Annotated in this window: 28 protein-coding genes; 7 read left to right on the forward strand and 21 right to left on the reverse strand. The window is 34.1% G+C overall.

Going from position 1 to position 23,479, the window contains the following annotated elements; all coding sequences use genetic code 11:
* Positions 1 to 127 precede the first annotated feature (127 nt).
* On the reverse strand, positions 128 to 1,282 hold the full coding sequence (gene spoIIP, locus ACUN28_RS19370) for a stage II sporulation protein SpoIIP (RefSeq protein ID WP_016088211.1): 1,155 nt from the start codon (positions 1,280 to 1,282) through the stop codon (positions 128 to 130).
* Positions 1,283 to 1,371: 89 nt separating this feature from the next.
* Between spoIIP and ACUN28_RS19375 the strand changes: the two genes are divergently transcribed.
* A complete protein-coding gene (locus ACUN28_RS19375; RefSeq protein WP_016088212.1) occupies positions 1,372 to 1,668 on the forward strand; it encodes a hypothetical protein in 297 nt (98 codons plus the stop codon).
* A 4-nt stretch (positions 1,669 to 1,672) separates the two neighbouring features.
* The gene (locus ACUN28_RS19380; RefSeq protein ID WP_016088213.1) at positions 1,673 to 1,978 is read left to right on the forward strand and encodes a hypothetical protein; all 306 of its coding nucleotides are present in this window, start codon (positions 1,673 to 1,675) and stop codon (positions 1,976 to 1,978) included.
* On the opposite strand, the gene ACUN28_RS19385 is transcribed toward ACUN28_RS19380, so the two are convergent.
* The 4 genes from ACUN28_RS19385 to cbpA all read right to left on the reverse strand — a co-directional run bounded on the left by ACUN28_RS19385 (position 1,951) and on the right by cbpA (position 5,318).
* Positions 1,951 to 2,517, reverse strand: coding sequence for a DUF1572 domain-containing protein (locus ACUN28_RS19385; RefSeq protein WP_016088214.1), 567 nt, complete (start codon positions 2,515 to 2,517; stop codon positions 1,951 to 1,953). The two genes, ACUN28_RS19380 and ACUN28_RS19385, sit on opposite strands and share 28 nt — an antisense overlap.
* On the reverse strand, positions 2,498 to 2,827 hold the full coding sequence (gene csaA, locus ACUN28_RS19390) for a chaperone CsaA (RefSeq protein WP_016088215.1): 330 nt from the start codon (positions 2,825 to 2,827) through the stop codon (positions 2,498 to 2,500). Before csaA ends, ACUN28_RS19385 begins: the two co-directional genes overlap by 20 nt.
* Before the next feature lie 68 nt (positions 2,828 to 2,895).
* On the reverse strand, positions 2,896 to 4,233 hold the full coding sequence (gene brnQ4, locus ACUN28_RS19395; RefSeq protein WP_431153780.1) for a branched-chain amino acid transport system II carrier protein BrnQ4: 1,338 nt from the start codon (positions 4,231 to 4,233) through the stop codon (positions 2,896 to 2,898).
* 437 nt (positions 4,234 to 4,670) lie between these two features.
* On the reverse strand, positions 4,671 to 5,318 hold the full coding sequence (gene cbpA, locus ACUN28_RS19400) for a cyclic di-AMP binding protein CbpA (protein WP_016088217.1): 648 nt from the start codon (positions 5,316 to 5,318) through the stop codon (positions 4,671 to 4,673).
* A 255-nt stretch (positions 5,319 to 5,573) separates the two neighbouring features.
* On the opposite strand from cbpA, the gene ACUN28_RS19405 reads away from it, so the two are divergent.
* The 3 genes from ACUN28_RS19405 to ACUN28_RS19415 all read left to right on the forward strand — a co-directional run bounded on the left by ACUN28_RS19405 (position 5,574) and on the right by ACUN28_RS19415 (position 8,443).
* Positions 5,574 to 6,443, forward strand: a complete 870-nt coding sequence (locus ACUN28_RS19405; protein ID WP_016088218.1) for a hypothetical protein — start codon at positions 5,574 to 5,576, stop codon at positions 6,441 to 6,443.
* 208 nt (positions 6,444 to 6,651) lie between these two features.
* Positions 6,652 to 7,959, forward strand: a complete 1,308-nt coding sequence (locus ACUN28_RS19410; RefSeq protein ID WP_016088219.1) for a hemolysin family protein — start codon at positions 6,652 to 6,654, stop codon at positions 7,957 to 7,959.
* A 1-nt stretch (position 7,960) separates the two neighbouring features.
* Entirely contained in the window at positions 7,961 to 8,443 is a 483-nt protein-coding gene (locus ACUN28_RS19415; RefSeq protein ID WP_016088220.1) for a DUF456 domain-containing protein, read from the forward strand.
* A gap of 24 nt (positions 8,444 to 8,467) precedes the next feature.
* Here ACUN28_RS19415 and ACUN28_RS19420 read toward each other — a convergent pair whose 3' ends face one another.
* The 4 genes from ACUN28_RS19420 to cls all read right to left on the reverse strand — a co-directional run bounded on the left by ACUN28_RS19420 (position 8,468) and on the right by cls (position 11,253).
* Positions 8,468 to 9,088 carry an NAD(P)-dependent oxidoreductase gene (locus tag ACUN28_RS19420; protein WP_016088221.1) on the reverse strand — a complete coding sequence of 207 codons (621 nt, stop codon included), beginning with the start codon at positions 9,086 to 9,088 and terminating at the stop codon, positions 8,468 to 8,470.
* 128 nt (positions 9,089 to 9,216) lie between these two features.
* Positions 9,217 to 9,396 (reverse strand): hypothetical protein, encoded by a 180-nt coding sequence (locus tag ACUN28_RS19425; RefSeq protein WP_016088222.1) that lies wholly within the window; start codon positions 9,394 to 9,396, stop codon positions 9,217 to 9,219.
* Positions 9,397 to 9,578: 182 nt separating this feature from the next.
* Complete coding sequence (locus ACUN28_RS19430) at positions 9,579 to 10,037, reverse strand: spore coat protein (protein ID WP_016088223.1); 459 nt, start codon at positions 10,035 to 10,037, stop codon at positions 9,579 to 9,581.
* Positions 10,038 to 10,068: 31 nt separating this feature from the next.
* Positions 10,069 to 11,253, reverse strand: a complete 1,185-nt coding sequence (cls, locus tag ACUN28_RS19435; RefSeq protein WP_016088224.1) for a cardiolipin synthase — start codon at positions 11,251 to 11,253, stop codon at positions 10,069 to 10,071.
* A gap of 160 nt (positions 11,254 to 11,413) precedes the next feature.
* Between cls and ACUN28_RS19440 the strand changes: the two genes are divergently transcribed.
* Positions 11,414 to 11,500: a YjcZ family sporulation protein gene (locus ACUN28_RS19440; protein ID WP_000505094.1), complete on the forward strand. Its 87-nt coding sequence runs from the start codon at positions 11,414 to 11,416 to the stop codon at positions 11,498 to 11,500.
* Positions 11,501 to 11,626: 126 nt separating this feature from the next.
* Here the strand turns inward: ACUN28_RS19440 and ACUN28_RS19445 are convergent, their stop codons facing one another.
* The 8 genes from ACUN28_RS19445 to cotH form a co-directional block, all read right to left on the reverse strand.
* Positions 11,627 to 12,133: an acyl-CoA thioesterase gene (locus ACUN28_RS19445; protein ID WP_000141167.1), complete on the reverse strand. Its 507-nt coding sequence runs from the start codon at positions 12,131 to 12,133 to the stop codon at positions 11,627 to 11,629.
* A gap of 119 nt (positions 12,134 to 12,252) precedes the next feature.
* Complete coding sequence (locus tag ACUN28_RS19450) at positions 12,253 to 13,122, reverse strand: TIGR03943 family putative permease subunit (protein ID WP_016088225.1); 870 nt, start codon at positions 13,120 to 13,122, stop codon at positions 12,253 to 12,255.
* 3 nt (positions 13,123 to 13,125) lie between these two features.
* The gene (locus ACUN28_RS19455; protein WP_000418724.1) at positions 13,126 to 14,022 is read right to left on the reverse strand and encodes a permease; all 897 of its coding nucleotides are present in this window, start codon (positions 14,020 to 14,022) and stop codon (positions 13,126 to 13,128) included.
* Between the two features lie 198 nt (positions 14,023 to 14,220).
* Complete coding sequence (locus ACUN28_RS19460; protein WP_000932392.1) at positions 14,221 to 15,162, reverse strand: magnesium transporter CorA family protein; 942 nt, start codon at positions 15,160 to 15,162, stop codon at positions 14,221 to 14,223.
* A 184-nt stretch (positions 15,163 to 15,346) separates the two neighbouring features.
* Positions 15,347 to 16,726 (reverse strand): putative polysaccharide biosynthesis protein, encoded by a 1,380-nt coding sequence (locus ACUN28_RS19465; protein WP_016136645.1) that lies wholly within the window; start codon positions 16,724 to 16,726, stop codon positions 15,347 to 15,349.
* Between the two features lie 98 nt (positions 16,727 to 16,824).
* A complete protein-coding gene (locus ACUN28_RS19470; RefSeq protein WP_016088228.1) occupies positions 16,825 to 17,427 on the reverse strand; it encodes a DedA family protein in 603 nt (200 codons plus the stop codon).
* Between the two features lie 104 nt (positions 17,428 to 17,531).
* Positions 17,532 to 18,149: an NUDIX hydrolase N-terminal domain-containing protein gene (locus ACUN28_RS19475; RefSeq protein WP_016088229.1), complete on the reverse strand. Its 618-nt coding sequence runs from the start codon at positions 18,147 to 18,149 to the stop codon at positions 17,532 to 17,534.
* Positions 18,150 to 18,254: 105 nt separating this feature from the next.
* Positions 18,255 to 19,331: a spore coat protein CotH gene (gene cotH / locus ACUN28_RS19480; RefSeq protein ID WP_016088230.1), complete on the reverse strand. Its 1,077-nt coding sequence runs from the start codon at positions 19,329 to 19,331 to the stop codon at positions 18,255 to 18,257.
* 181 nt (positions 19,332 to 19,512) lie between these two features.
* Here cotH and exsB point away from each other — a divergent pair, with 181 nt between their 5' ends.
* Positions 19,513 to 20,091: an exosporium protein ExsB gene (gene exsB / locus ACUN28_RS19485; RefSeq protein WP_016088231.1), complete on the forward strand. Its 579-nt coding sequence runs from the start codon at positions 19,513 to 19,515 to the stop codon at positions 20,089 to 20,091.
* A 45-nt stretch (positions 20,092 to 20,136) separates the two neighbouring features.
* On the opposite strand, the gene ACUN28_RS19490 is transcribed toward exsB, so the two are convergent.
* Genes ACUN28_RS19490 through ACUN28_RS19505 form a run of 4 tightly spaced genes read right to left on the reverse strand, consistent with a single transcriptional unit; the run spans position 20,137 to position 23,459 of the window.
* Positions 20,137 to 20,748 (reverse strand): phosphoserine phosphatase 1, encoded by a 612-nt coding sequence (locus tag ACUN28_RS19490; protein WP_016088232.1) that lies wholly within the window; start codon positions 20,746 to 20,748, stop codon positions 20,137 to 20,139.
* Between the two features lie 14 nt (positions 20,749 to 20,762).
* Positions 20,763 to 21,308, reverse strand: a complete 546-nt coding sequence (locus tag ACUN28_RS19495; protein WP_016088233.1) for a short-chain dehydrogenase — start codon at positions 21,306 to 21,308, stop codon at positions 20,763 to 20,765.
* 14 nt (positions 21,309 to 21,322) lie between these two features.
* On the reverse strand, positions 21,323 to 21,739 hold the full coding sequence (gene fosB / locus ACUN28_RS19500) for a FosBx1 family fosfomycin resistance bacillithiol transferase (RefSeq protein WP_016088234.1): 417 nt from the start codon (positions 21,737 to 21,739) through the stop codon (positions 21,323 to 21,325).
* 58 nt (positions 21,740 to 21,797) lie between these two features.
* Positions 21,798 to 23,459 carry a peptide ABC transporter substrate-binding protein gene (locus ACUN28_RS19505; protein ID WP_016088235.1) on the reverse strand — a complete coding sequence of 554 codons (1,662 nt, stop codon included), beginning with the start codon at positions 23,457 to 23,459 and terminating at the stop codon, positions 21,798 to 21,800.
* Between the last annotated feature and the right edge of the window lie 20 nt (positions 23,460 to 23,479).

The raw sequence follows: 23,479 nt of genomic DNA on the forward strand, positions 1-23,479 counted from the left end.
ACAAAATATGTCTATTCTGTGAAGTCTCATCATTACAAAAAAAAACGCAAGCATTACACTCACGCTTTTTCAAAATGAATGTGAACTCATACTCATCAGCAGACTCCCCACTCATTTAAGTTTCACTTTATCCATTCACCTTTTCCGCCTGCCAGAAATATTCACCAAACGCTTTAGCAAGTGCATCAATCGATCGATTTAGTTCTTCCTCTGTATTATCTACGCCACCAACTTCAATTAATATCGCTTGTCCTGATAAGTCTTGATTGTAGACACCATTTCCTGTTTGGAATCCTTTTTGAATGACACCACGACTCACTCCTGGGTACTTCTTACTAATCGTCTCATGTAAAGCCGTTGCTAATTGTAAGTTCTTTTCGTAATTTTTATTGCCTTTCCCTACTACAAACGCAAGCTTCGCATATGATTTATCACCAATTGCTTTTGTCGTGATATTTTTCCGAGCACTATCACGATGTAAATCAAAAAAGTATTGTAGTTCTTTATTGCCGGCCATTGCTTCTTGTACAATTTCCCGTGACATTTTGTAAGAACTATTACTATTTAACCCTTTACTAATCAACTTTTGACCGACATCAGTCTTGTCGTTAGTAGCTCCGATCCCTTCACTTGCTAATTGTTCACGAAATCGGTCGCCGACTATTGAAATATTCGTGACGGAACTTGTCGCTTTATTCGGATTTGGATCGTTTGTTAAATTGAGTAACGGCAAATAAGATTCCCAGCTATGCGAATGATAAATAAACGCAACTTGTCGTTTTCCTGTCGTTTGATCTGGTTGCTTTTTCTCTTTGTTCGTATCCGGCTTTGGAGCCTGTCCACCTTCTCCAGTCCGTTCTTTTACTACTTCTTCAAGCGGAACGCTCGACTCAATCGGTAAGTTAGAATAATTGGTCCCTTCACCCGCAATAACAATTTCTGTATCGTACTTACCAAAACCAGGTAGCTCTTTGCCGACAAAACTGCGTACATCATTAAAACGAATATTCGTAGCCATCGAAAAGAGAAACGAAGAAATCGAAAAATCCTGATTTAAATTTCGATACTCTTGTGTAAAATAATGATTCTCTTTCCCAAGAACATACATGTAACCATTCATTGATAACTCATTTAACCAATTATATAAATACGTGGACTTTGTCTCTTTCATAGAAGTTACCATCATACTAATAAGAAAAAAAGTCGCAAGTACTGTAGCAATAATAAATAAAACTAACTTACGTACACTTGTGAACTTCACATAAAAAAAGCCTCGATTCATACTATCACCCTCTCTATTTCAAGTTATGTACAAGCTCTAGAGAATAGACCGTCTAAATTTCGGCTATATTGTTGCTGAGGTGAAATGAATTGAAGCTACTAATAGGAACATTACCCATTGTACTATCATTTATTTTTTATTGGCTTGCTAAGCATCCTACAATCCGTGTTGCGTTACATATTTCAGCGTACTTAGCACTTTATGTACTCGGTACAATTATTTCTATTAATATATATGATGTTTTAATACAAGATTTAGTTTTTATGACAAGCATTCATGGAATTTTACTAAATCCATTTTTTCTTATATCAGGAGCGTATATAGGAATATACACTTTGTACCTAATCATGTCTTACATTATTACAAAAATGAAAAATGGAGTGTAATGAAATGCAACCACCATTTATCTGTCATACATGTAAAAAAAGAATTGCACGAAAGAAAGATCTTATTACTGCCACATGGTACTTCCGCTTTTATTTATTTCACAGTGATTGTTTTAAAAGGCAGCAAGTGTTCATCTCACGATTTATCCCTGTGAATACACTTTTTAATTTCTTTCTTATTATATATGGACTTATTTTTGGCGGCATTCTTATGATTACAGAACCATCTATCATTTGGTTTATTTTTTTATTCCCCATTTTATATCGGTTTCTTTCCTATTATTATGTTGAACGTTTTTTCTCTACATAACGTGCAGAATGTCCTCTAGGAATACTTAAACATTCCCACTCATTTTCTTTTAACATTTTACCGATGTAAATAATCTGTCCAATATGCAAAGCATAATGAGAAATTTGTCTTTCAATTGCTTGCATGACAGTATGTGCTTCACCGCGAATATATACCGTCTTTAATAAATGTTCGGGCGTTAGCACATTCATCGTTTTAAAAACATATTCCCATCCTCTACTCCATGCTGCGAGAACCTCTTCCTTAGAATGATAACCGCCTTCAAATTCAGCATCTCGGTTACGATCTATTTTTTCACCATCAGATGTTAAAAAATCCGTCCATCTAGAACGCATATTACCATGTAAATGCTTAATAATAATTGCAATACTATTCGTCTCCTCATGAGAAGACCACATTATCTGTTCATAAGATAATTGAGAGAGTACTCGTTCTCCTTGGTTTTGTGTTGCTTTAAAATTCGAAATTGCACATTTTAAATATTCTCGTCCAATATCCAAATTAACACCTACCTTCACACTAACTAATTTTCGTTCCATTCGGTAGTTCCATATTAGGCTGAAGTAAAACAACATCGTCAGCTTCAGGTACTCCTCCTAAAACAAGCACTTCTGATTTGAATCCAGCTATACGTTTTGGCGGGAAATTCACAACAGCAACGATTTGCTGACCAATTAACCCTTCCGGACTATATCTTCTCGTAATTTGAGCACTTGACTGCTTGATTCCAAGCTCTCCAAAATCAATTTCTAATTTAATCGCTGGAACTCTCGCTTCTTTAAATTCCTCTGCCTTTCTTACAGTCCCAATACGTAAATCCAAAGTTAAAAAATCTTCAAAATTAGCCATTTTATCATTCCTCCCAATTATTACTTAGACATAATACAAAAATTCCCTTCAAAAAAAAAGAAAGGCGCCTAAGCACCTTTCTTTTGTAGTTCACTTGATTCATTTGATTTATAGAAGAAGAAACCGAGAATCCCGCCGATACATGATGGGATTAACCATCCTATTCCTTCTTTATATAAAGGTAGCATTTGTAGTACGTTAGAAATCGCGTCAATTTTAATCTTCGCACTTTCTAAACCGTTAAAGAAACTAATTAACAATGCTCCTAAAATAGCTCCAATATAAATGGTATTACGCTTTCCAATCCATTTATGGAAGTAAGAAAGTACGATTAATACAATTGCAACTGGATAAATGATCATTAACACTGGTAATGTGACTGCAATTAATTGTGTTAAACCTAAGTTAGATACAATTAAACTAAACACACATACCATTGTTACAATCGTTTTATGCGAAAGTTTTGGGAATAAGTTTGTAAAGAAGCCAGCACAAGCTGATGTTAATCCAACAGAAGTTGTTAAACAAGCTAGTATAATAACAAGCCCTAATAAAATTTTACCACTTGTTCCATATAACTCATTTACAACATTCGTTAAAATAAGTCCACCATTCTCTGAGACACCAAGTGATGTACTTGTTGAACCAAGATAAGCAAGTGATAAATAGATTAACGTTAAACCAAGTACAGCAATAATACCTGATACAACTGTTATTTTTGCAATTTGACTACTCTCTTTTATCCCTTTAGAGCGGATAACTTGTACAACGACAATTCCAAATACGAGAGCACTAATTGCATCCATCGTTAAATATCCTTGTATAAATCCACCAAAGAAAGCATTTTCTTGATATGCCGCTAGCGGCGCAGCTGGTTCTCCAATTGGATCAATAATTGCCTTTCCGACAATAACAGCAACAATCAATACTAACAATGGTGTAAGAAATTTTCCGAACCAATCCACTAATTTAGATGGATTTAATGATAGATACCACGTTATTCCGAAGAAAACTATTGTGAATAGAAATAGCATGTACCATTCTGAAACCAATGCCTCTGATAGAAATGGCTTCATACCCATTTCAAATGAAACGGCTCCCGTACGCGGAATCGCGAAAAATGGTCCAATCGCTAAATAACTAATCAATGGGAAAATAAACGCAAATATAGGGTGAACTCTAGAAGACAGCGCTTTCAAGTCCCCCTCTACAAACGCGACAGCTGTTACAGCTAATAGGGGTAATCCGACTCCCGTTACAAGGAATCCAATTGTAGCAACCCAAACATTCTCTCCAGCTTGTTGCCCTAAAACTGGTGGGAAAATTAAATTTCCTGCTCCTAAAAATAGTGCAAATAACATTAAACCTATTGCTACCGTATCACCTGGCCTTAAACGTCCCTTCATACTTTTCATTTGCATAGCACTTTTTCATTGTTTATCTGTATTTTCACAATATGCTATGCATCCTCCTCTCTGCTCAAGCTGATAAAATATGCCCCTTACAAAGCAGTGTCTTTCTCCATAATTTCTCCATTCCCCCTATTTTTACTCTAATTACTGATTTTTGATTTTTTTGAATATTTAACTCATTAGAGTGGTATTGCGTGGAGTGTAGTTGTCAGACCTCTTTGTTTTTATCACACATATAGTAACATATTTATTTAAAAAATAAAAACATATTTTCAAATTGATTTTTTTGAAAATCAAAATTATCTACATTTTTTTATTCTTTTACACAAATATTGTTACAACCTCACCTTTTACCCTATCATTATTTTCAAATAACTTTATGCACGTAACATAACAAAAGCCATCCAACATAATTAGATGGCTTTTGCATGTTAGTCTATCGTTTCAACTTCACGTGGATTATTCATCTCTTCCACATACACAACTCTAAATCCGTGATCTTCTAAATCTTTCAATAACATCTCTAATTCACCGTCGTTAAACTCTTCTCCTAATGTAAACATAATTCTACGAACTAATAAGGCGTCATTATCAAAAGTCATTAAACTTTGGATACCTGTATATTTTTTTAACACTGTCGATAATTTTTGAATGGCCCCATTATAATCTTGTGTCCCAATCATGACAGAATATTTACTAGAATGAACGCCCCAAGCATCTTCTAATAACTCAAAAACTTTTTTATGCGTTAAAATTCCAAGAAAGATTCCTTTTTCATCCACTACTGATAAATAAGGTAATTTTTTTATTGTAAAAAATACTTTAAAGAACGAAGAATCTTCTCTGACATATCCTTCTTTATCGTTTAATAATTGTAACACACTCTCTTCCAGCGAACCTTTATATTCTAAAATATCTACTTTATATATATTACCTAAATATTTCTCTTTTTTTCCATCTAAAACTGGTACACAACGATAGCCAGTTTTATTTAAATGCTCCAGTGCTTCCCCTATTGTAATTGAACTTGAGCAAAAGAAAACTTCCCTTTTCGGCACATAATTCCCTTTAATCCTCATAAACAGCCTCCTTATGTTAAAATACTTTCTGTGCCATAACTATATTATATTTTCAGAAAAAAATAAATGATTTATTTTATTTTTCTGAAAATTATTCATTTTCTTGTCATAATTTATTCATGATTCATTCACTTATCTCATACAACCTCAAACATTCTCTCTAAATTTCTTTAAGAAAAATATATTGTAACTTACACTGAAAAAAGCTAAAATAAGAATAAGAATTTTCTGAATATTCTAAGAGTAGGTGATTACATGTCTTTATTGCGCTCACATATATGTAAATTTATAGTTGGTGTTCTCATTATATTTATTATTAGTCCTATTCCAGCATTATTCATTACACATAAATACACATACTTAACTGGCTTTATAAGCATTTTTCATAACTTCGCACAACTTTCTTCTATGACAATTCCAAAAATTGATTGGATGCACGAATCTATCTTTTTCTCAGCAAATCAGTCGGTACATACTTCTAATCATTCTACACCGTTATTCCCTTACATATGGGAAATATATTTTTTATCGATTGTTCGTTTTACCTTTACTCTTGCGATCGGATTCTTCATCAGTTTAGGAATCGGCCATTTATTTTTTAAAGCACCTCATTCGGTTAAAAAGTTCACTTCTTTATTAAAATGGATTCCTTACTCTTTTTGTACTGTATTATTACAATGCTCAGTCCTACTACTACTCCTATACATCACAAAATTTATAAAGCTTCCTTACTACTCATCTTTTATCATCGTTTGTAGCACTTCCATGATTATCGTTATGCAAGCAATAAAAAAATGGATTCCTTTCTTAAGTAACACAAATGAATATGAAATAAAACAATCTTCTTTCCTTGTAGACACATTGTTTTTGGCGCTTACTTCGAATCATAAATCTATTCTAGGTTCCATTATTCTTTCATTCATTTTTATGGAATGCGTTTTTCACGCAAGCGGACTATTGCAATTTATCGTTCAATTCGGCGGAAATGCACCTATTATTGTTACAATTAGCTTATTGCTTTTGTATATCCCGTATTGCATACTCTCATTCCTTCAAACACTATGGACAACAAACCACTTTAAACAACAATCATACGCTTTAACGAGAAGTATTCCAAAACCTTAATTTGAAATAGCCCTCTAGAATCTGAAAGTAGGGGGTTATTCCTTTTGTATAGCGGACAAAATAATAGCAAATTCAAAAACTATTGCAGAAACATACCAATATTTACCCTTTTTCTTTGACTATTCTTTTCGTTTGGATTTATTATAAAAGTATAACATAATTGCAGGAGGTGACATCTTTATTCCAAACTACGGAATAGAGAACACACTTGGACATATTAAATATTTTTCTCATCTTTGTACTTATCCTTATTTCCGGCTTTTTCGTTGCATCAGAATTCGCTGTTGTAAAAGTACGAAAAAGTCGAATTGACCAGCTTGCAAATGAAGGCAATAAACAAGCTTTAGCTGCAAGAAGTGTCATATCTAATTTAGATGTTTATTTATCAGCTTGTCAGCTCGGGATTACGATTACTTCTTTAGGGCTTGGTTGGCTTGGTGAACCGACTGTGGAACATTTACTACGACCGCTCTTTGAAAAGATTAATATTACTGGAACAATGGCGAATACTTTATCCTTTATTATCGCTTTTAGTGTTATTACATTTTTCCATGTTGTATTAGGTGAATTAGTTCCAAAGTCTTTCGCAATTCAAAGGGCAGAAGCAATCACACTTAAGTTTGCACGACCACTTATTTTATTTGATAAAATTATGTATCCATTTATTTGGCTACTTAATAGTACAGCTATCTTTTTCACAAAACTACTCGGTTTAGAGCCTGCGAAAGAAAATGAACTTGCCCATTCTGAAGAGGAACTAAGACTCATTTTAGGTGAAAGTTTCAAAAGCGGCGAAATAAACCAAACCGAATATAAATATGTAAATAATATTTTTGAATTTGACGACCGGGTCGCGAAAGAAATTATGGTCCCTCGTACAGAAATGATTTGCTTATCTACTGAAAATACGTTAGAAGAAAATATGGATATCGTCGCAACTGAAAAGTATACACGCTATCCTATTATCGAAAAAGATAAAGATGATATTATCGGTATGATCAATACGAAAGAAGTATTTCACGATCAAACGAAGGGCATTCATAAGCCGCTTGAATCATACATACATCCAGTACTAACTGTATTTGAAACCGTTCCAATTCGCAAAACGTTAGTACATCTACAAAAAAATCGTGTTCAGATGGCAATCGTTATGGATGAATACGGTGGTACTGCTGGACTCTTAACAATGGAAGATATTCTTGAAGAGATTATTGGAGAAATTCAAGATGAGTTCGATGCGGATGAATCACCTATGATTGAAAAACGCACGCCGAAGCTTACTGTTTTAGATGGGAAGGTGCTCATTTCTGAAGTAAATGATATGTTTGGCCTACATATTGATGATAGTGATTTAGATACAATTGGCGGCTGGCTACTCTCTCAAGCAGTTGACTTAAATATTGAGGCTGGTTATTCTATTGAATTTGCTGGTTTTCAATTTAAAGCACTAGAACTTGATGGACATCAAGTGAAAAAAATTGCGGTACATAAATTAGACACGAAGAAGGAGTTATAAAGTGACAGTATTATTAACAATCTGTATCATTGCCTGTTTCATTGTTTCATTTCTTGCCTTTATTTATCCTATAATCCCAGGAATCCTTGCTGTCTGGGCTGGATATTTAATTTATCATTTTGGCATAAATGGCGGAGAACTAACAACTTCCTTTTGGATTATTCAAGTCATTTTCACACTATTCATTTTCGTTGCTGATTTTATTGCAAATGGATATTTCTTAAAGAAATACGGGAGTTCTAAATGGGGCGAGCGTGTCGGGATGATTTCAATCATTGTCGGATCGTTCTTCTTCCCACCATTTGGTCTTATTATCATCCCGTTCTTATCGGTATTTATAACAGAACTAATGCATAAAAAAGCGCCAAAAGACGCTTTTCTAGTAGGAGTTGCTACTGTAGTTGGTTTTTTAAGCAGTACAGTAGCGAAAGCCATTCTCCAAATCATTATGATTATCATATTTGTATGTTATATTATCTTTTAACCATCCCATTTTCGGGATGGTTTTTTAATATGAAATACCTACTCGACTATTCTCATATTTGTTTTTACTGCACAGATTCCACGTAAATTGCGCTGTATCACCAACTGTTATTTTTGCTCCTCCTTCTGGTAATACATCTTTTTCAGCTCGATATACCCCTGTCACATCACCGTCTATTAAATGCGTCGGACAAACGACTGTCCAACATAAATTACTACTACTAAGTATCTTGTATGCAGCTAAATGATCTTCTGCTGCTGTTGTCGTTTTCCTTTTTGATTCCGTTGATTGAAAACGATATAAATTTAGATTTGTCCTTGCTTGTAAAATACCTGCTGTTCCTATTGTAATAATCTTATAAACCCCTTCTTCTTCCATTTGCTTTATAATTTGTGGCATACTCTTCGCTAACGTTCCATTTTGATCAGTTCCAAGTGCACTAATTACTATATCGCTTCCTTCTATCGCGTTCTTTATATCATTTTCATTCAGTACATTACCTTCTATAACTCGTAACCTTTCATGATTTATTTCTATTCTATTTAAATCACGCGCTAACGCAGTCACTTCAGCTAAATCTTTTAATGCCAATTTTATAATTTTTGAACCTACTCGACCTGTTGCTCCCAATATACATACTTTCATTTGTTATCCCCTCTTTCTCTCTTTCTCTCTTTCTCTCTTTCTTTCCCTCTTTCTCTATTTTTCAATAATCTTAATCAATTTACAACAAAAAAGCTTCCTCATTTATAAGAGGAAGCTCTATTATTACTTTATTTCTTTTCTTTAGAATCTGTAGACTTCTCAGTTTTGCTTGTTTCTTTATCCTTTTTGTCCTCTTGTTGTGTTGTTGTACCGTCTTCTTTCTTCTTGTCCTCATCTTTACTACAACCTACCATTAATAAAGAACTTGCAAGTGCCATAGCAGTTATTGATTTAACCCATTTGTTCATTTGCGTTTCCTCCTTGTGATAGAATATGTACAACCCCATATTACTCTCTATTTTTAAAGGAAAGATTGAAAAATAGTAAATAAACGGTAAATATTTGTAAATTTTCTGATAATAAACATAGACACTTAGTCTTTTTTCTCCATGAAAAAAAACTAAGGCGCCTATCTTTCCACCTTAGTTTCTTATGCAAACTTCTCATTTTCATATACATGTTCAATCTTATACTCTTTCTTCACAACATATTGCCATACACTATAGGCATAACGGTTCATTTTCAAGAAGCAATTTTCTAAAAATGAACGGAATTCTGGATTTGCAACTTCAACTGCCACTTGAGCAAACTTTAATGCTAGCCGTTTTAAATGCGAAATATAGCAAGTTGCAATATAAATATCCCCTGTATACTTACTATTAGTTTCCTTTTCCATTTCATGAAAATGAAATGAAATTGGTTCACAAGTTATTTGCTGTACATTCTCTCCTTCTTGAAAATTAACTTGTTCATTATATGCTTGCAACATATATGGTAAATGATGCTGTAATAGCTCCTTTAATTCTTCGTCTCTTACCTCTCCTGTATACTCCCCAACCTTATATATAAGCATATAACTATACCTCATTAATTCTTTCATACAATCCATGAAAGTGCCTCCCATCTCTTTTGTCTATATACTATAAATATGATGCTATAACATTTGCTATTCTTGCTAAAAACCAATCCCATTTACTAATTTTCTCAAAATCTTCTTCTGAAAATCTTTTTGATTTATGAAAGTCTTCTTTTAATCGGTTCCATACATCAGCAACAACTGTTTTATCATATATGACACAGTTAGATTCACAATTTAAATAAAAACTTCTATTATCAAAATTCGCTGTACCTATATCAACAATCTCTCCATCAATGATTGTTACTTTCCCGTGAAAAAAACCATTCCGATATTGATAAATTTCTGCTCCAGCATGTTTCATCTCTTTCAAATGCGGATAGGCAGCTTGTTTCAACAATACCGCATCACTTTTAAATGGTACGAGAATTTTCACATTGACACCGCGGTTTAATGCATCTTTTAACTCTTTCATCATTTCTTTACTTGGTACAAAATATGGTGTAGCAATAATTAAATACTTTTTAGCCTGCTTTAAAAGCGCTCCATATTTTTCCCATAACCCTTTTCCATCTGAAAATAAATATTGATATTTTACATTCCCTATCGCAGGTAAGCTTTCATGTACAGGCATTTTTTCTCCTGTATCTTCTTTCCAATCATCAGCAAATTTTCTTTCCATATCCGTGGCACCATTCCCATTGACTCGTACATGATAATCACGCCACGGACCAAATTTCGGATCTTGTCCAAGATACTCCTTTCCGATGTTAAAGCCGCCGATATATGATACTTTTCCATCTATCGTAACGATGCGTCTATGATTCCGTTGATGCAACGAATAGAATATATTTTTCAGTTTAAGCTTTTTACTAAACGTAAACTGAACACCATTTCTTTTTAGTTGACGAATTATTTTCTTCTTCAGCTTATATCCACCTATTCGATCGACTGACAATTTCACTTCTACTCCGCTCGATGCCTTTTTCTTGAGTAACTGCAAAAACTCTTGGCTTATTTCATCTTTACCTACAATGTAAAAATGGACATATATGTACTTTTCTGCATTATGTATATCCTCAAATAATTTCTTATATAACTCTCCACCGTTCGTATATAGTTGAAATTCACCTAATCGAATTTGTCCTAATTCATATTCACTAGCCATTTTTTTCCCCATTTCCACATCGATGTTCATCCATATGAATACACCTATTAAACAAAGGATTACAGCGAAAAAGTGCTTCATGGATATTTTCCTTTCTCCACTTACTGTTATTTCTATATCTTCCCTTTTTTAATACATTATCATTCAAGAAAATATGTCATTACATGATATATGTCCATATCAAACAATAGCTCATTTGCATATAGTATGTTGTATCTTAAAATAAAAGGAGGAAATAACAATGGGCTTCGCACATGGTAATGGATTCGCGCTATTAGTCGTATTATTTATCCTCTTAATCATCGTCGGTGCTGCTTGCTTCTGCTAAGTAGTTATCGTCATATGATATGTGGATGAAAAAACTATAAAAGCGGACACCTATTTTTAGGTGTCCGCTTTTCATATAAAAAACACTTCGGTCTGTTATAATACCTTTAACGACTACATATTCAACTCAAAAAGTTAGTAATGTGGCTACTTTCTTACTCTCTGCCTTACGTATATGACGTTGTTCTGCACGTAACACTGCAATACGATGTAATTCTTTCTCTTCTTCTGTTTCAGGGATTACTCGCGGCACAGGAACTGGATTATTTTCCTTACTAAGTGCAACAAAAGTAACAAAAGACGTTGCTGCGATACGCTTCTCACCTGAAATTAAATCTTCCGCTACTACCTTCACAAACACTTCCATAGAAGTTCTACCCGTCCAAATTACAAAGGATTCATAACTAACACAATCTGAAGAGCGAACAGGATGTAAGAAATCTACCCAATCCATAGATGCTGTGACACATTCTTTTCTTGCATGCCTTGTTGCTGAAATAGAAGCAACCATATCCATCTCGGCTAATATCTTTCCACCAAATAGCGTATTGTGATCATTTAAATCTGTTGGAAATACTCGGCTCGTTTTAAACACTCTGGATTCATTTGCTGTTTTTCCCTTTACTTCAGTCATTGTTATCACCCTTTTAATTATTTATCCCTGATATTTCAACCATCACTATACTAAATGAACTACACATTTAATATTAACAACATTCCGAACTTTTAGTCTATAAAAAAGAACCGATGTTATCAATCGGCTCCTCTAAATACATATTGTTCTTTCGGCTGTTCAACTTTATTCCATTTCGTTACTTCTAAAACAGGGATATTTGCATGGAACGGTTGATAAAATTCAGTAGAAATTTCTCCCTCTATTTGAATCCAATCATCGTTTTTCCATTCTACACCTTCTGGCTTTTTCACTAACATACCATATACACCAGAATCCGCTACACAATGTATAATACCAAAACGGAATAAGAAATATTGTTCTTTTTTAGAAGAATCATCTTTGAAAACAAACCCTTTAAAAGATAACTTTTTCCCAGTAAACTCGCCAGGATAATTATAAATTGTTTCCATTCCTTTTAAGAAATCCTCATCTTTTAAAGCAATATTGTCTTTCGTAACAAACTCTTTCTTCCCTTTTTCCATTACACCACGGTATCCTTCTTTTCCATAATAAATACTCGTGTCTGGTCTTAGGAATTGCCTTGTCATAAATGGATCTTTACTTTCCGCCTGTGCTACTGGAAAATGAAATCCCTTTGCTTTTACAATATCCGAATCTAGTGTCGCAATCGGGAAAAATAATCCTGAAATAATTGGGAAACAGAACAAAGTATAAGAAAATGTTCGTTTCCACCATGTATTTTCATCTTTTGAATGGTCGTGCCCACAATGACTATGATCACACCCACAATTGTGCTGTTCTTTTTCTTTTTGGTGTTCTTTTTGGAATACGATAATAATTTGAACGATCGTTAAAAAACCTAAAATAATAGCTGCTGTTGTTGATAAATAGGCATACTTCATATTGATATACTTCGTAATATTACCGGAAATATGAAGCTGCGCGATTAAGATTGTAAAACCTAATAATATATATGCTCGAAACATAACCTACCACCCCATCGCATAAATGAGTAGTGAGCTTGCATAAACAACAAGTGTAACTGTAACAGTAACGACAATTACAAATTTCGTTTTAAACGTCGCAAGCATCATAAACATATTTTTAATATCCACCATCGGTCCATATACGAGGAACGCGACCAGTGATGCTGTTGAAAAAGTACTTTGGAATGACGAAGCAATAAACGCATCCGCTTCTGAACACAGTGATAAAATGTAAGCAAGTCCCATCATAACAGCTGGTGAAGAGAACGGCCCTTGTCCTATAGCAAGAAGTGTTGAAGTTTGTACGAACGTTTGAACTGCCGCTGCAATTAACGCACCTAATACTAAATATTTTCCCATCGAGAAAAATTCCTCAACAGCATGCGTACATACATCCCACATTTTTTTACGTAATGGACGCTTATGATTCACTTCTGGGAAGTGATCATCTCGTAATTGATGTTCTTTAAACATAAATGATAATATAATTCCAACGATAATTGCTACGATAATCGCTACGATAGAACGATACCATACCATGTGCATACTACTTCCAAAGGCAACGTATGTTGCAAATAATACGACTGGATTAATAATTGGTCCAGTTAACATAAATGCAATCCCGGCATATGGCGGAACCCCTTTTCCGATTAATCGCCTTACAATCGGAACGATTCCACATTCACAGCCCGGAAACATCATACCTAAAAAAGTAGCCATTAAAACAGACAGGAAACGGTTTTTCGGCATCCATTTTGCTACCATATCTTCTGTTACAAACATTTGAATGAATCCTGAAATAAATACACCAATGAGCACAAAAGGAAGTGCTTCGATCAATATGGAGATAAAAATTGTATTCATTTGCAGGAATGCTTTCGGTAATTGAAACAATTCCATGATGTATTTCCTCCAACTTTTCATTAACAATATGTAATTTTAACCTCATTTTATGAATTGGACAAGACTTATACGGAATTCAACCCTTTCATATACATTACATTTTATAAGTTATATTCTATTCAAAATTTGGGATTTCATAGCAAAAAAGCTGCTCTAGCGCAGTTACACAACTATGCTAGAGCAGCTTTCTTCTCGTTAAAAGTAACGTTTCTTCCAAAAAACAAATGCTAATGTGAAAGATAGTGTTACACATATGATGAGTACAATTACAAAACCATGTGCTTCCCCTTCAAACGGAACCTTTACGTTCATTCCAAAGAAACTAGAAACCATCGTTGGTAACGATAAAATGATTGTAATAGACGTTAACAGTTTCATAACACTATTTAAATTATTTGATATAACGGAGCTAAAAGTATTCATCATTCCACTTAAAATGTGACTATATATTTCCGCCATTTCAATAGCCTGTTTATTTTCAATTAATACATCTTCTAATAAATCTTGATCGTCTTCATACATTTTTAAAAATGTACTGTTACGCATTAATTTTTGAATTACAATTTTATTCGCCTTTAATGATGTTGTAAAGTAAACTAAACTTTTTTCAAGGCCTAGCAATGTGAAAATCTCTTTATTTTTCATCGACTTATTTAATTGATGCTCTAAATCGATTGTTTTTCTGTTAATTTGCTTTAAGTATCTTAAATAATAAGTAGAAATCGTATATAAGAGCTGAAGTGCAAAGCGTGTCTTTTTAAACGTATAAAATTCTTTAATACGTTGATTAATAAAACGTTCAAAAATTGGGTTTTCTTCTAAGCAAATTGTAACAAAACAATCTGGCATTACAATCATACCTATTGGAATCGTGTCATAAATCGAATTTCCTTCTTCATCATGTCTAACTGTTGGAATATCCACGATAATTAAAGTATTATTATCTTCCTTTTCAATACGAGAGCGTTCTTCATCATCCAAAGGGTCTTTAATGAAATCTAAGTCTACATTTAAAGTTTGTACTAGATATTGAATTTCTTCTTCCGTTGGATGAAGTACATTAATCCAGCAACCCTTTTGCATTTCCTCAACCTCTTGTAGTTTTCCGTTTCGGTCTGTTAAATAAATATTTAACATACTATCACCCCGATTCTTTTTACATGTAGGAATCTACCTCTCTTACATAACAGTTTTTGAACCGCCATTCTCAGCATATGAAACATACGTTTAAATTTCAATAGAAAAATTATTTTGAAAACGTTTTTATAAGAAAAATATTCTAAACAAAGAAAAAGACAGAGTGCTCTCTGCCTTAAAAAGCTTATGTTGCCTTTATAACATATTTAGAAAGCATCCACAAGTTAAAGCCGACTGAAATCGTATAACCAGCGTATGTTGAAATAATAAAACTTACATAATCGAAATACGGAAGCAGCACAATATTTAAAACTATCTTCACAATAATGCCAATACCTAATCCTAGCACTGTTTTCTGTTGTTGATTAATTCCTTGTAACATCGCAGCTGTTACTGTAAAAAGCGAAAATAGTATACAGGCAGGAGCATAATACTGTAATATAACTCTCCCCATCTCTGGATCATTTCCGGCACCAAATAAAAGCGTAAATACTGGTTTTGCTAACACCATCATTCCAATTGCCGCTGGCACCGTAATACCTACTACTAATACATTCGTCCTCGTAAAATGTTTGTACAGTAACTTCACATTTCCCGCTGTATAAGCTTTTGTCATCTCAGGCACGAGAGACATGCTAAAAGCGGTCGCAACAGAAACGGGAATAAGTACAACCATCTGAACAAGACCAATTATCGCATTAATCTTCTCCGCTTCTCCTTGCATATATCCTATTTGTATAAGCAGTTTATTAATTGTAAATGTATCAATCGTCTGATACAACGGAATTGCTAAACCTACCACAACAAACGGTATTGAATATGTAAAGAGCTCCTTATACAGTGAGAAAAAAGATTTCGTTGTTTGCGGTATACTTGCCATCTCTTTTTTCTTTAAGTGCTTTCTCCTTCTTATGTAATACGCACTTAAAACTGTTAATCCACCTATCGCTCCCATAAAGGCACCAAACGTTGAAATACCAACAGCCAACGAGACAGAAGCTTTTAAAATATATAAAACGACAAAACTTCCTATTAAAATGGTTAAGACCCGAAAAAATTGTTCTACAACTACACTTAAAGCAGAAGGCCCCATCGATTGGAATCCTTGAAAGAAACCCCTTAATAAACTCATTACTGGCACAAGTATTAACGCAAAACTCACAATTCGAATATTAGTAGTGACTGCCCCTACACTATTCCCCGTTTGATCATTTCCATCGATTACAAGTTTAGCCAAATGTGGAGCTAGCATATATAAAGCAAAACACGAAATAATTCCCATTATAAACATAAACACGATTCCACTTTTCAACACTCTCTTAACCGTATGATAATCATTCAGTTGATCATATTTTGATACCATTTTTGAAACTGCAAGTGGTAGTCCCATCGTCGCAATGCTGAGCATAATTGTATATGGACGATATGCATACGTGTATAAAACGTACCCACTCGTACCGACCATTGCTGTAAACGGTATAACATATATAAATCCTAACATTTTAGATATCATCGTTGCCATCGTTAAAAATATCGTTCCACGTATAAACGGTGACCCTTTCATCACATTCCTCCGCTACGCTTTATTATTACACATTATGGACAACTCCTTTTCTTTAGAACCGAAACAAATAAAAAAAAGCCAATGAAAAATCATTGACTTTAACGCGCTGCTTTTTTCTTTTTGAAATACTTTAAACCAAAGTATAAGGCAACAAAGAGAACAGCTCCTATAATTATGTAATGTGTGTAATCAGATGCATACTCTTTAATATGTCGCCAATTTCCACCAAGCTTTTCACCTAAGTATATAAATAGTATTGACCATGGAATAATCGCAACTACTGTATACAGTGTAAATAGTTTTATTGGCATTTTAGCTAGTCCTGCTGGAATAGAGATTGCATGACGTACGACTGGGATAAAGCGTGCAGAAAAGATTACTCCTGCTCCGTAACGCTTAAACCAATTTTCTGCTATGTCTAAATGGTGTTTATTAATAAGTAGATATTTTCCATATTTCTCTACAACTGGACGTCCTCCATAGTATCCAAGCCAATATAAAAAGATTTGAGCTAAAGTACCACCGATTGTTCCAGCAATAACTGCACCGACAAAGCTAATTTTACCATCTGCGACTAAAAAGCCAGCATACGAAAGTACAATTTCACTCGGGATAATTTCAATCATTAAAGCTAGCGCTACTCCAAAGTAACCTAAGCTTGCAAAAAATTGCAATAACTGATCTATTATGCTTGCTAACATTTTATTTTCTATCTCCTTTTTTCTTCACATACCATCCCATTATTACATAAAGGTTGCATTCTGCCAATATCTTCATTCCAACAATATCATCGGCATAAACATTATTAATCTATTACTATTTCTTTCAGTGGTTCTTTCATGTAGGCAAACATTTCTTTAATTTGCTCTTCTGTATTTCTAGCAATCGATAAATTAGGCAATTCATTCTCACCAAAAAACTCCACATCTTCTGTTTCAATACTAATTTTCTTTTCACCACCAATAATCTTACAGCCAATAAAAATTTTATATACGTGTGTTGCTGAAGGCGAAGGTTGATGTTTTTCTTTATCAAATATAGCGAGTAGCTTAAAATGATCAACTTCATAACCTGTCTCTTCTAAAACTTCTTTTGCTGCTACTTCTGTCGGCGTATAACCGATGTCAGCCCATCCACCTGGCAATGCCCATTTCCCATCGCTTTTTTCTTTCACAAATAATAACTTTTCATTTTGAAAAACAACTGCTCTTATATCAATTTTTGGTGTTTGATAGCCTGTCTCACTTGCAAATAACTTCTCTACAACTTCCCAATCTGTCTTTGTGTAATGTGACATCATCGAAATGGAAATATCCCGTAATTGTTGGAAACGCTCTATATCATACACATCCTTAGAATACGTTAAACCCGCTTGAGCTATAGATTGTATTTGTTTTACCCAATCAATCCATTTTACCTTCATGTTTCCACATCCCCATTCATTATTAAGTAAATATTACGTCAATTCCATTGATACCTCTTTATTATACAAAAAAAGAGATTGATAATGTTCCAATCTCCTTCAAAATTAATCCAATTCATGTAAATGATCTTGTATATACTTTCTTCTTTTATTTATATATTCCTCAATCATATTAGCTTCTTGATCAAATGTTTCTAATTTTTCTTTCATATATGGATCTTGTAGTAAATAAGGACGAATCGACTCACACAAACCTTCTACTTTCGGCATCATAAATGAAACGGTAAATTGTTCTTCTAATATTTCTTCCAAAATACTTCGGTATTGTTTTCTAAATACAGGTATATCTAACAATCTTGCACTTAACGTGTTATAACCTTGAATACGAATATATTCATGATTAAGTGGTCTCCCTTGGACATCTCGCCCCCAAGTCGCATCATAATCCCACGGTATCACTTCAAATAAATTCGTTTCATCGTTATGATATAGTGCATAGTTATGAACGAAACCATCAAAGTTTTGTGTGAAAATAACGCCAGCTAACCATCGTAAATATTTATCAACATGCAAAAACTTCCCAATTTCTTTTTCATAAGATTCCCTCGACAAAGTATTCGCTTGGAATACAAATTCACTCAATTGTTCTTCACTATTTTTATTCGAATATTTAAATTCATAACCCGCAAATAGCTCGGTCTTAACATCTTTATCTCTCTCACTCATTAAAGAAAAATTCGCATCATCATCTATCGCATAATAAATAGAACCACTCGGTAATCCTCTATTTTTCAAAAAGTTTTCATCAACTGATTCTAACTGTAAATATACACCTTGAATTTGACCATTAATTTTTATAAACACATGTTGTGATTTTGGTGAAAGTACACCAATATCATGAAAAAAGTCTAAAGATAATTTGTTTCGTATGAGAGACGGATCCATAAACTCAGAATTTAAATGAATTTCTTTCGCACCTTGAAATTTTTTCGGTTTATAAAACATAACATGATAAGACTTTTTCTCAAACTCACGAATATGAGCCCCCCGGTATACGATATCAATGTCATACTTCTTTTTTCCATAAGTTAATTTTGCTGGCACTGGACTGTCTGACCAAATTTCTTTTTTCAATTCCACTAGGTTCATTGGATGAATAAAAAAATCATATGAAGGTAGCATATTTTCTCATCCCTTCTCAGTTCTCTTCATTCAATGTATGCACCTTGCCTTGTCCATACATCCGCTATCATCTATTTATATAAAATTACACTCTTGTCCTGTTCAGAAAGACTTCATATCTCATATCATGTTAAGGAAAAAGAATACCTTTTCAACTTAATACATGATAAGGAGGATTTCTATGAAACGTGATATTAGAAAAGCGGTTGAAGAAATCAAAAGTGCTGGGATGGAGGATTTTTTACATCAAGATCCAAGTGCTTTTGAGTGCGATGATGATAAATTCTCTCATCATCGATGTACAACAGGATGTAAATGTACAACTGGGGGTAAATGTCCAAGAACAAGATGTACTCGTGTGAAACATTGTACGTTCGTTACAAAATGTACGCATGTAAAAAAATGGACATTTGTTACGAAATGCACTCGTGTACGCGTTCAAAAATGGACGTTTGTTACGAAAGTAACGCGTAGAAAAGAATGCGTTTTAGTTACGAAAGTGACGCGTAGGAAACATTGTACGTTCGTTACAAAATGCATACGCTTTGAAAAGAAATTTTTCTGGACAAAACGAAGCTTCTGTAAAAAGTGCGAATTCTTCCCGCATAGAGACGGTCACTCATGCGATGATTCATGTGATCATGGCAGAGACTGTCACGATAATGGACACAAATGGAATGATTGCAAAGGCGGACATAAATTCCCATCTTGCAAAAACAAGAAATTCGATCACTTCTGGTATAAAAAACGTAATTGCTAGTTTTTATGCCTACAAAAAAAGGCCGTTTTGCGGCCTTTTTTACGTTCATTGAAAATGACTTATATCTGCAAATTGCTTCACTTCACCTTTATCTTCTTCAAATTCTATTATACTTAGACTAGCACTATGCATAAATGGATCATCCCACACATTTTCTATTTCAATACCCGCAAAATGTCCTACAAGTAATTTTGCCGCTGCCGCATGAGAAACAATTAATATACTTTCTCCTTTATGCTTTTCTAAAAGAAGCTGTATCCCCTCAATTACCCTTTTATGAACGGCCTCAAAATTTTCTCCTGATGTTGACTGAAAAAGATGTGGCTCATACCAAAACAATTGTATTTCCTCTGGATATTGCCTTTCTATATCATCGATTGTCTGTCCTTCCCATTCACCCATGTTAATTTCATAAAAATGCTCATCCGCTATTATCGGTATATCACGATCGCCCTTTATTAACTCTGCAGTATGAAGGGTTCTTTCACTCGGACTACTATAGATCGCATGGATAGATAAATCTTTCATTCGGTCTCCTAATTGCTTTGCTTGTAACATACCATTTTCAGTTAAAGCAGAATTTTTCCGTCCTTGCATTCGTTTCGCTACATTCCATTCCGTCTCACCGTGCCTTGTTACATATACAGTTGTCTTCATTTCTCATTCCCCCCTTACCATGTTGGCCGCAATTCCCACGGTTCTACTCGTCCTACAATCCATTCATCACATTTACTCTCAATTCCTTTTATTACCCCATCCGATATTTCTTCATGGGTAAGCCATCTCCCGTATGTATCTTCTAATATAAAACCTAATATTATTCTATGGTAGCTACATCGCGTACCACCTATTTTTTGTGCGGGTATACGCGACGCTTTACTACCTAAAATATGAAAAACGTTGTATGTTTCAGACGACAAATCCAATTCTCTACAAATGAATGACAACGTATCCTTCGCACTTGCGTGTACCCATGCGACAACTAATGTTATTGGGCCATTCTGCACAATTGTGCTTTTAATAGCTAGCTTTACATCGTCATCATTATGATAATCTAACGGAAGACATGTGATACTTTCTGGCGCAGCACTCTCTCGCTTAACATTTTCTAATTTCACTTCATCTCGTCCAATAATAGAAACATGAAATCCTTGCTCACAAAGCCACATAGAAACTCTCTTTAGCATCCCTGTTCCACCAATTACTAGCGCATGCAACTTCTTCCCCCTCCTTAGTAAAATGTCATATGAGGTTTATCTTCCCTATAATAATTAAGTCGGTCTTGCAATGTCCCTGAATGAAACTCAAATTTGTGGCCGTCAGGATCAACAAAATATATGGACTTACAATCCCTTACATCGCGTTCTCTTCCTTGTAAAATATGAACATCGTTTTCTTCTAATCGTTGCAGTAGGCGTTCAAAGTCTTTCTGTTCAACTGAAAACGCAATATGCGTATAAGATTGATGAATCTCATTTCTCGGAATATGTGTTTCTTCATTAAGTGCTACCCATACCCCACATATATGAAAATACGCAAGTTTTCTCCCTTTAACTAATAATTCTCCTTCTAGTACTTTTTCGTAAAATATAATAGATTTTTCTAAATTAGACACTGAAAAACAAAGATGATTGATTCCCTTTAACAACTCTAATTCCTCCTATACAAATAAAAGATGAGCGAAAATTCACTCATCTTTTATTATACTATTTCTTTGTAATATATGCCCATTTATAACTGAAGTCCCCACCAAACGTATGATTCGCAATACCTTTTACGTATGGCTTCTCTAAGTAAGCCGTACTTTGTTGGTACGTAGGAGAAATGGCAGCATCTTGACCAATTAAGATTTTTTCAGCTTCTGCAAGGGCATTCCAGCGTGCTTTATCATCTTTTAATAGCTCTCCTTTTGATTTCGCTACTAAATCATCATACTTCGGATTAGAATAATCCATTTCATTAAATGAGCTTCCAGTAACAAACATATCAATATAAGTCATTGGATCTGGATAGTCCGGACTCCATGCAGATAATGAGAATTCATATTCAAATTTCTTTTCTAACTCTAGCTTTTGCTTATATGGTTGTTGTTTCAAATTCACTTTAATACCAGGTAAATTTTTCTCTAACTCTTCTTTAATAAAGTCACCCACTTTTTTACGGCTACCGTTATCATCATTTAGAAATTCTACTGTAATTGTATCTTGGCCAAGCTCTTTCTTCGCTTCTTCCCATAATTTTTTTGCTTTTTCAGCATTATCTTTGCTGTCACGGAAATTTTTATTTACAGTACGGAAATCTTTCCCATCTGGTCCTGTCGTAAATTTCTCAGGTACTAAGAAATATGCTGGTAATGATCCGTCATTTAAAATAACATTTGCAATTCCTTTTTTATCGTATGCCAGATCAATCGCTTCACGAACTTTTTGATTTTTAAACGTTGCATTTTTCTGGTTAAAACGTAAGAAATACATACGTGGATCTAACTTCGTTTTAAATTCATCCGGCTTATTCTTTTTATACTTATCAACAAATTCAGAACTTAAAATAACACGGTCCGCTTGATCACTATCATATAAGTTTACTCCCGTGCTCGTTTCCTTCACAATATTTACATTAATTTCTTCTAACTTCACAGTATCTTTATCCCAATAATTAGGGTTTTTCTTTAACTGATAACTTCGTTCATGTTTCCATTCACTCATCGTAAATGGTCCATTATATAATAGTTTATCTGCTTCTAATGCATATTTATCCCCTTGCTCTTTCACATATTTTTCATTTAATGGGAAAAATGTAGGGAATGACGTAAGTTCAAGAAAATAAGGTGCTGGTTGCTCTAATTCTACTACCAACGTTTTATCATCCTTCGCTTTAACACCCAATTGATCTGATGGTAATTCTCCTTTATTTACTTTCTGTGCATTTTTCACATCAAATAAAATAAATGCATATTCTGCCGCTATTGCTTTATCTAATGTACGTTGCCATGCATATACAAAATCTTGTGCTCGAACTGGATCACCATTTGACCATTTCGCATCACGTAATTCAAATGTATATGTCTTTTTATCTTCACTAATCTTCACATCTTTTGCCATGCCTGGTGTTGGTTTATTATCCTTATCTAAACGATATAACCCTTCCATTGCATTTACAAAGGCACGGAATGATACAGAGTCTGTTGATTTTGATGTATCCATTGAAGGGATTTCTGCTGTTTCTAGTAAGTTTAATACTTGCTTATCTGCTGCTCCCTTACCTGCTTCTTTCTTCGTTGTAGATGCCTTCTCCCCATTTCCGCAACCTGCAACTAATACACTAGTCGATAATGCAACTGCAGCAATCGTTGTTACCTTTCTCTTCATTCTTCCTTCCCCCAATCTAT

This window comes from Bacillus sp. WC2507 (assembly GCF_052656125.1).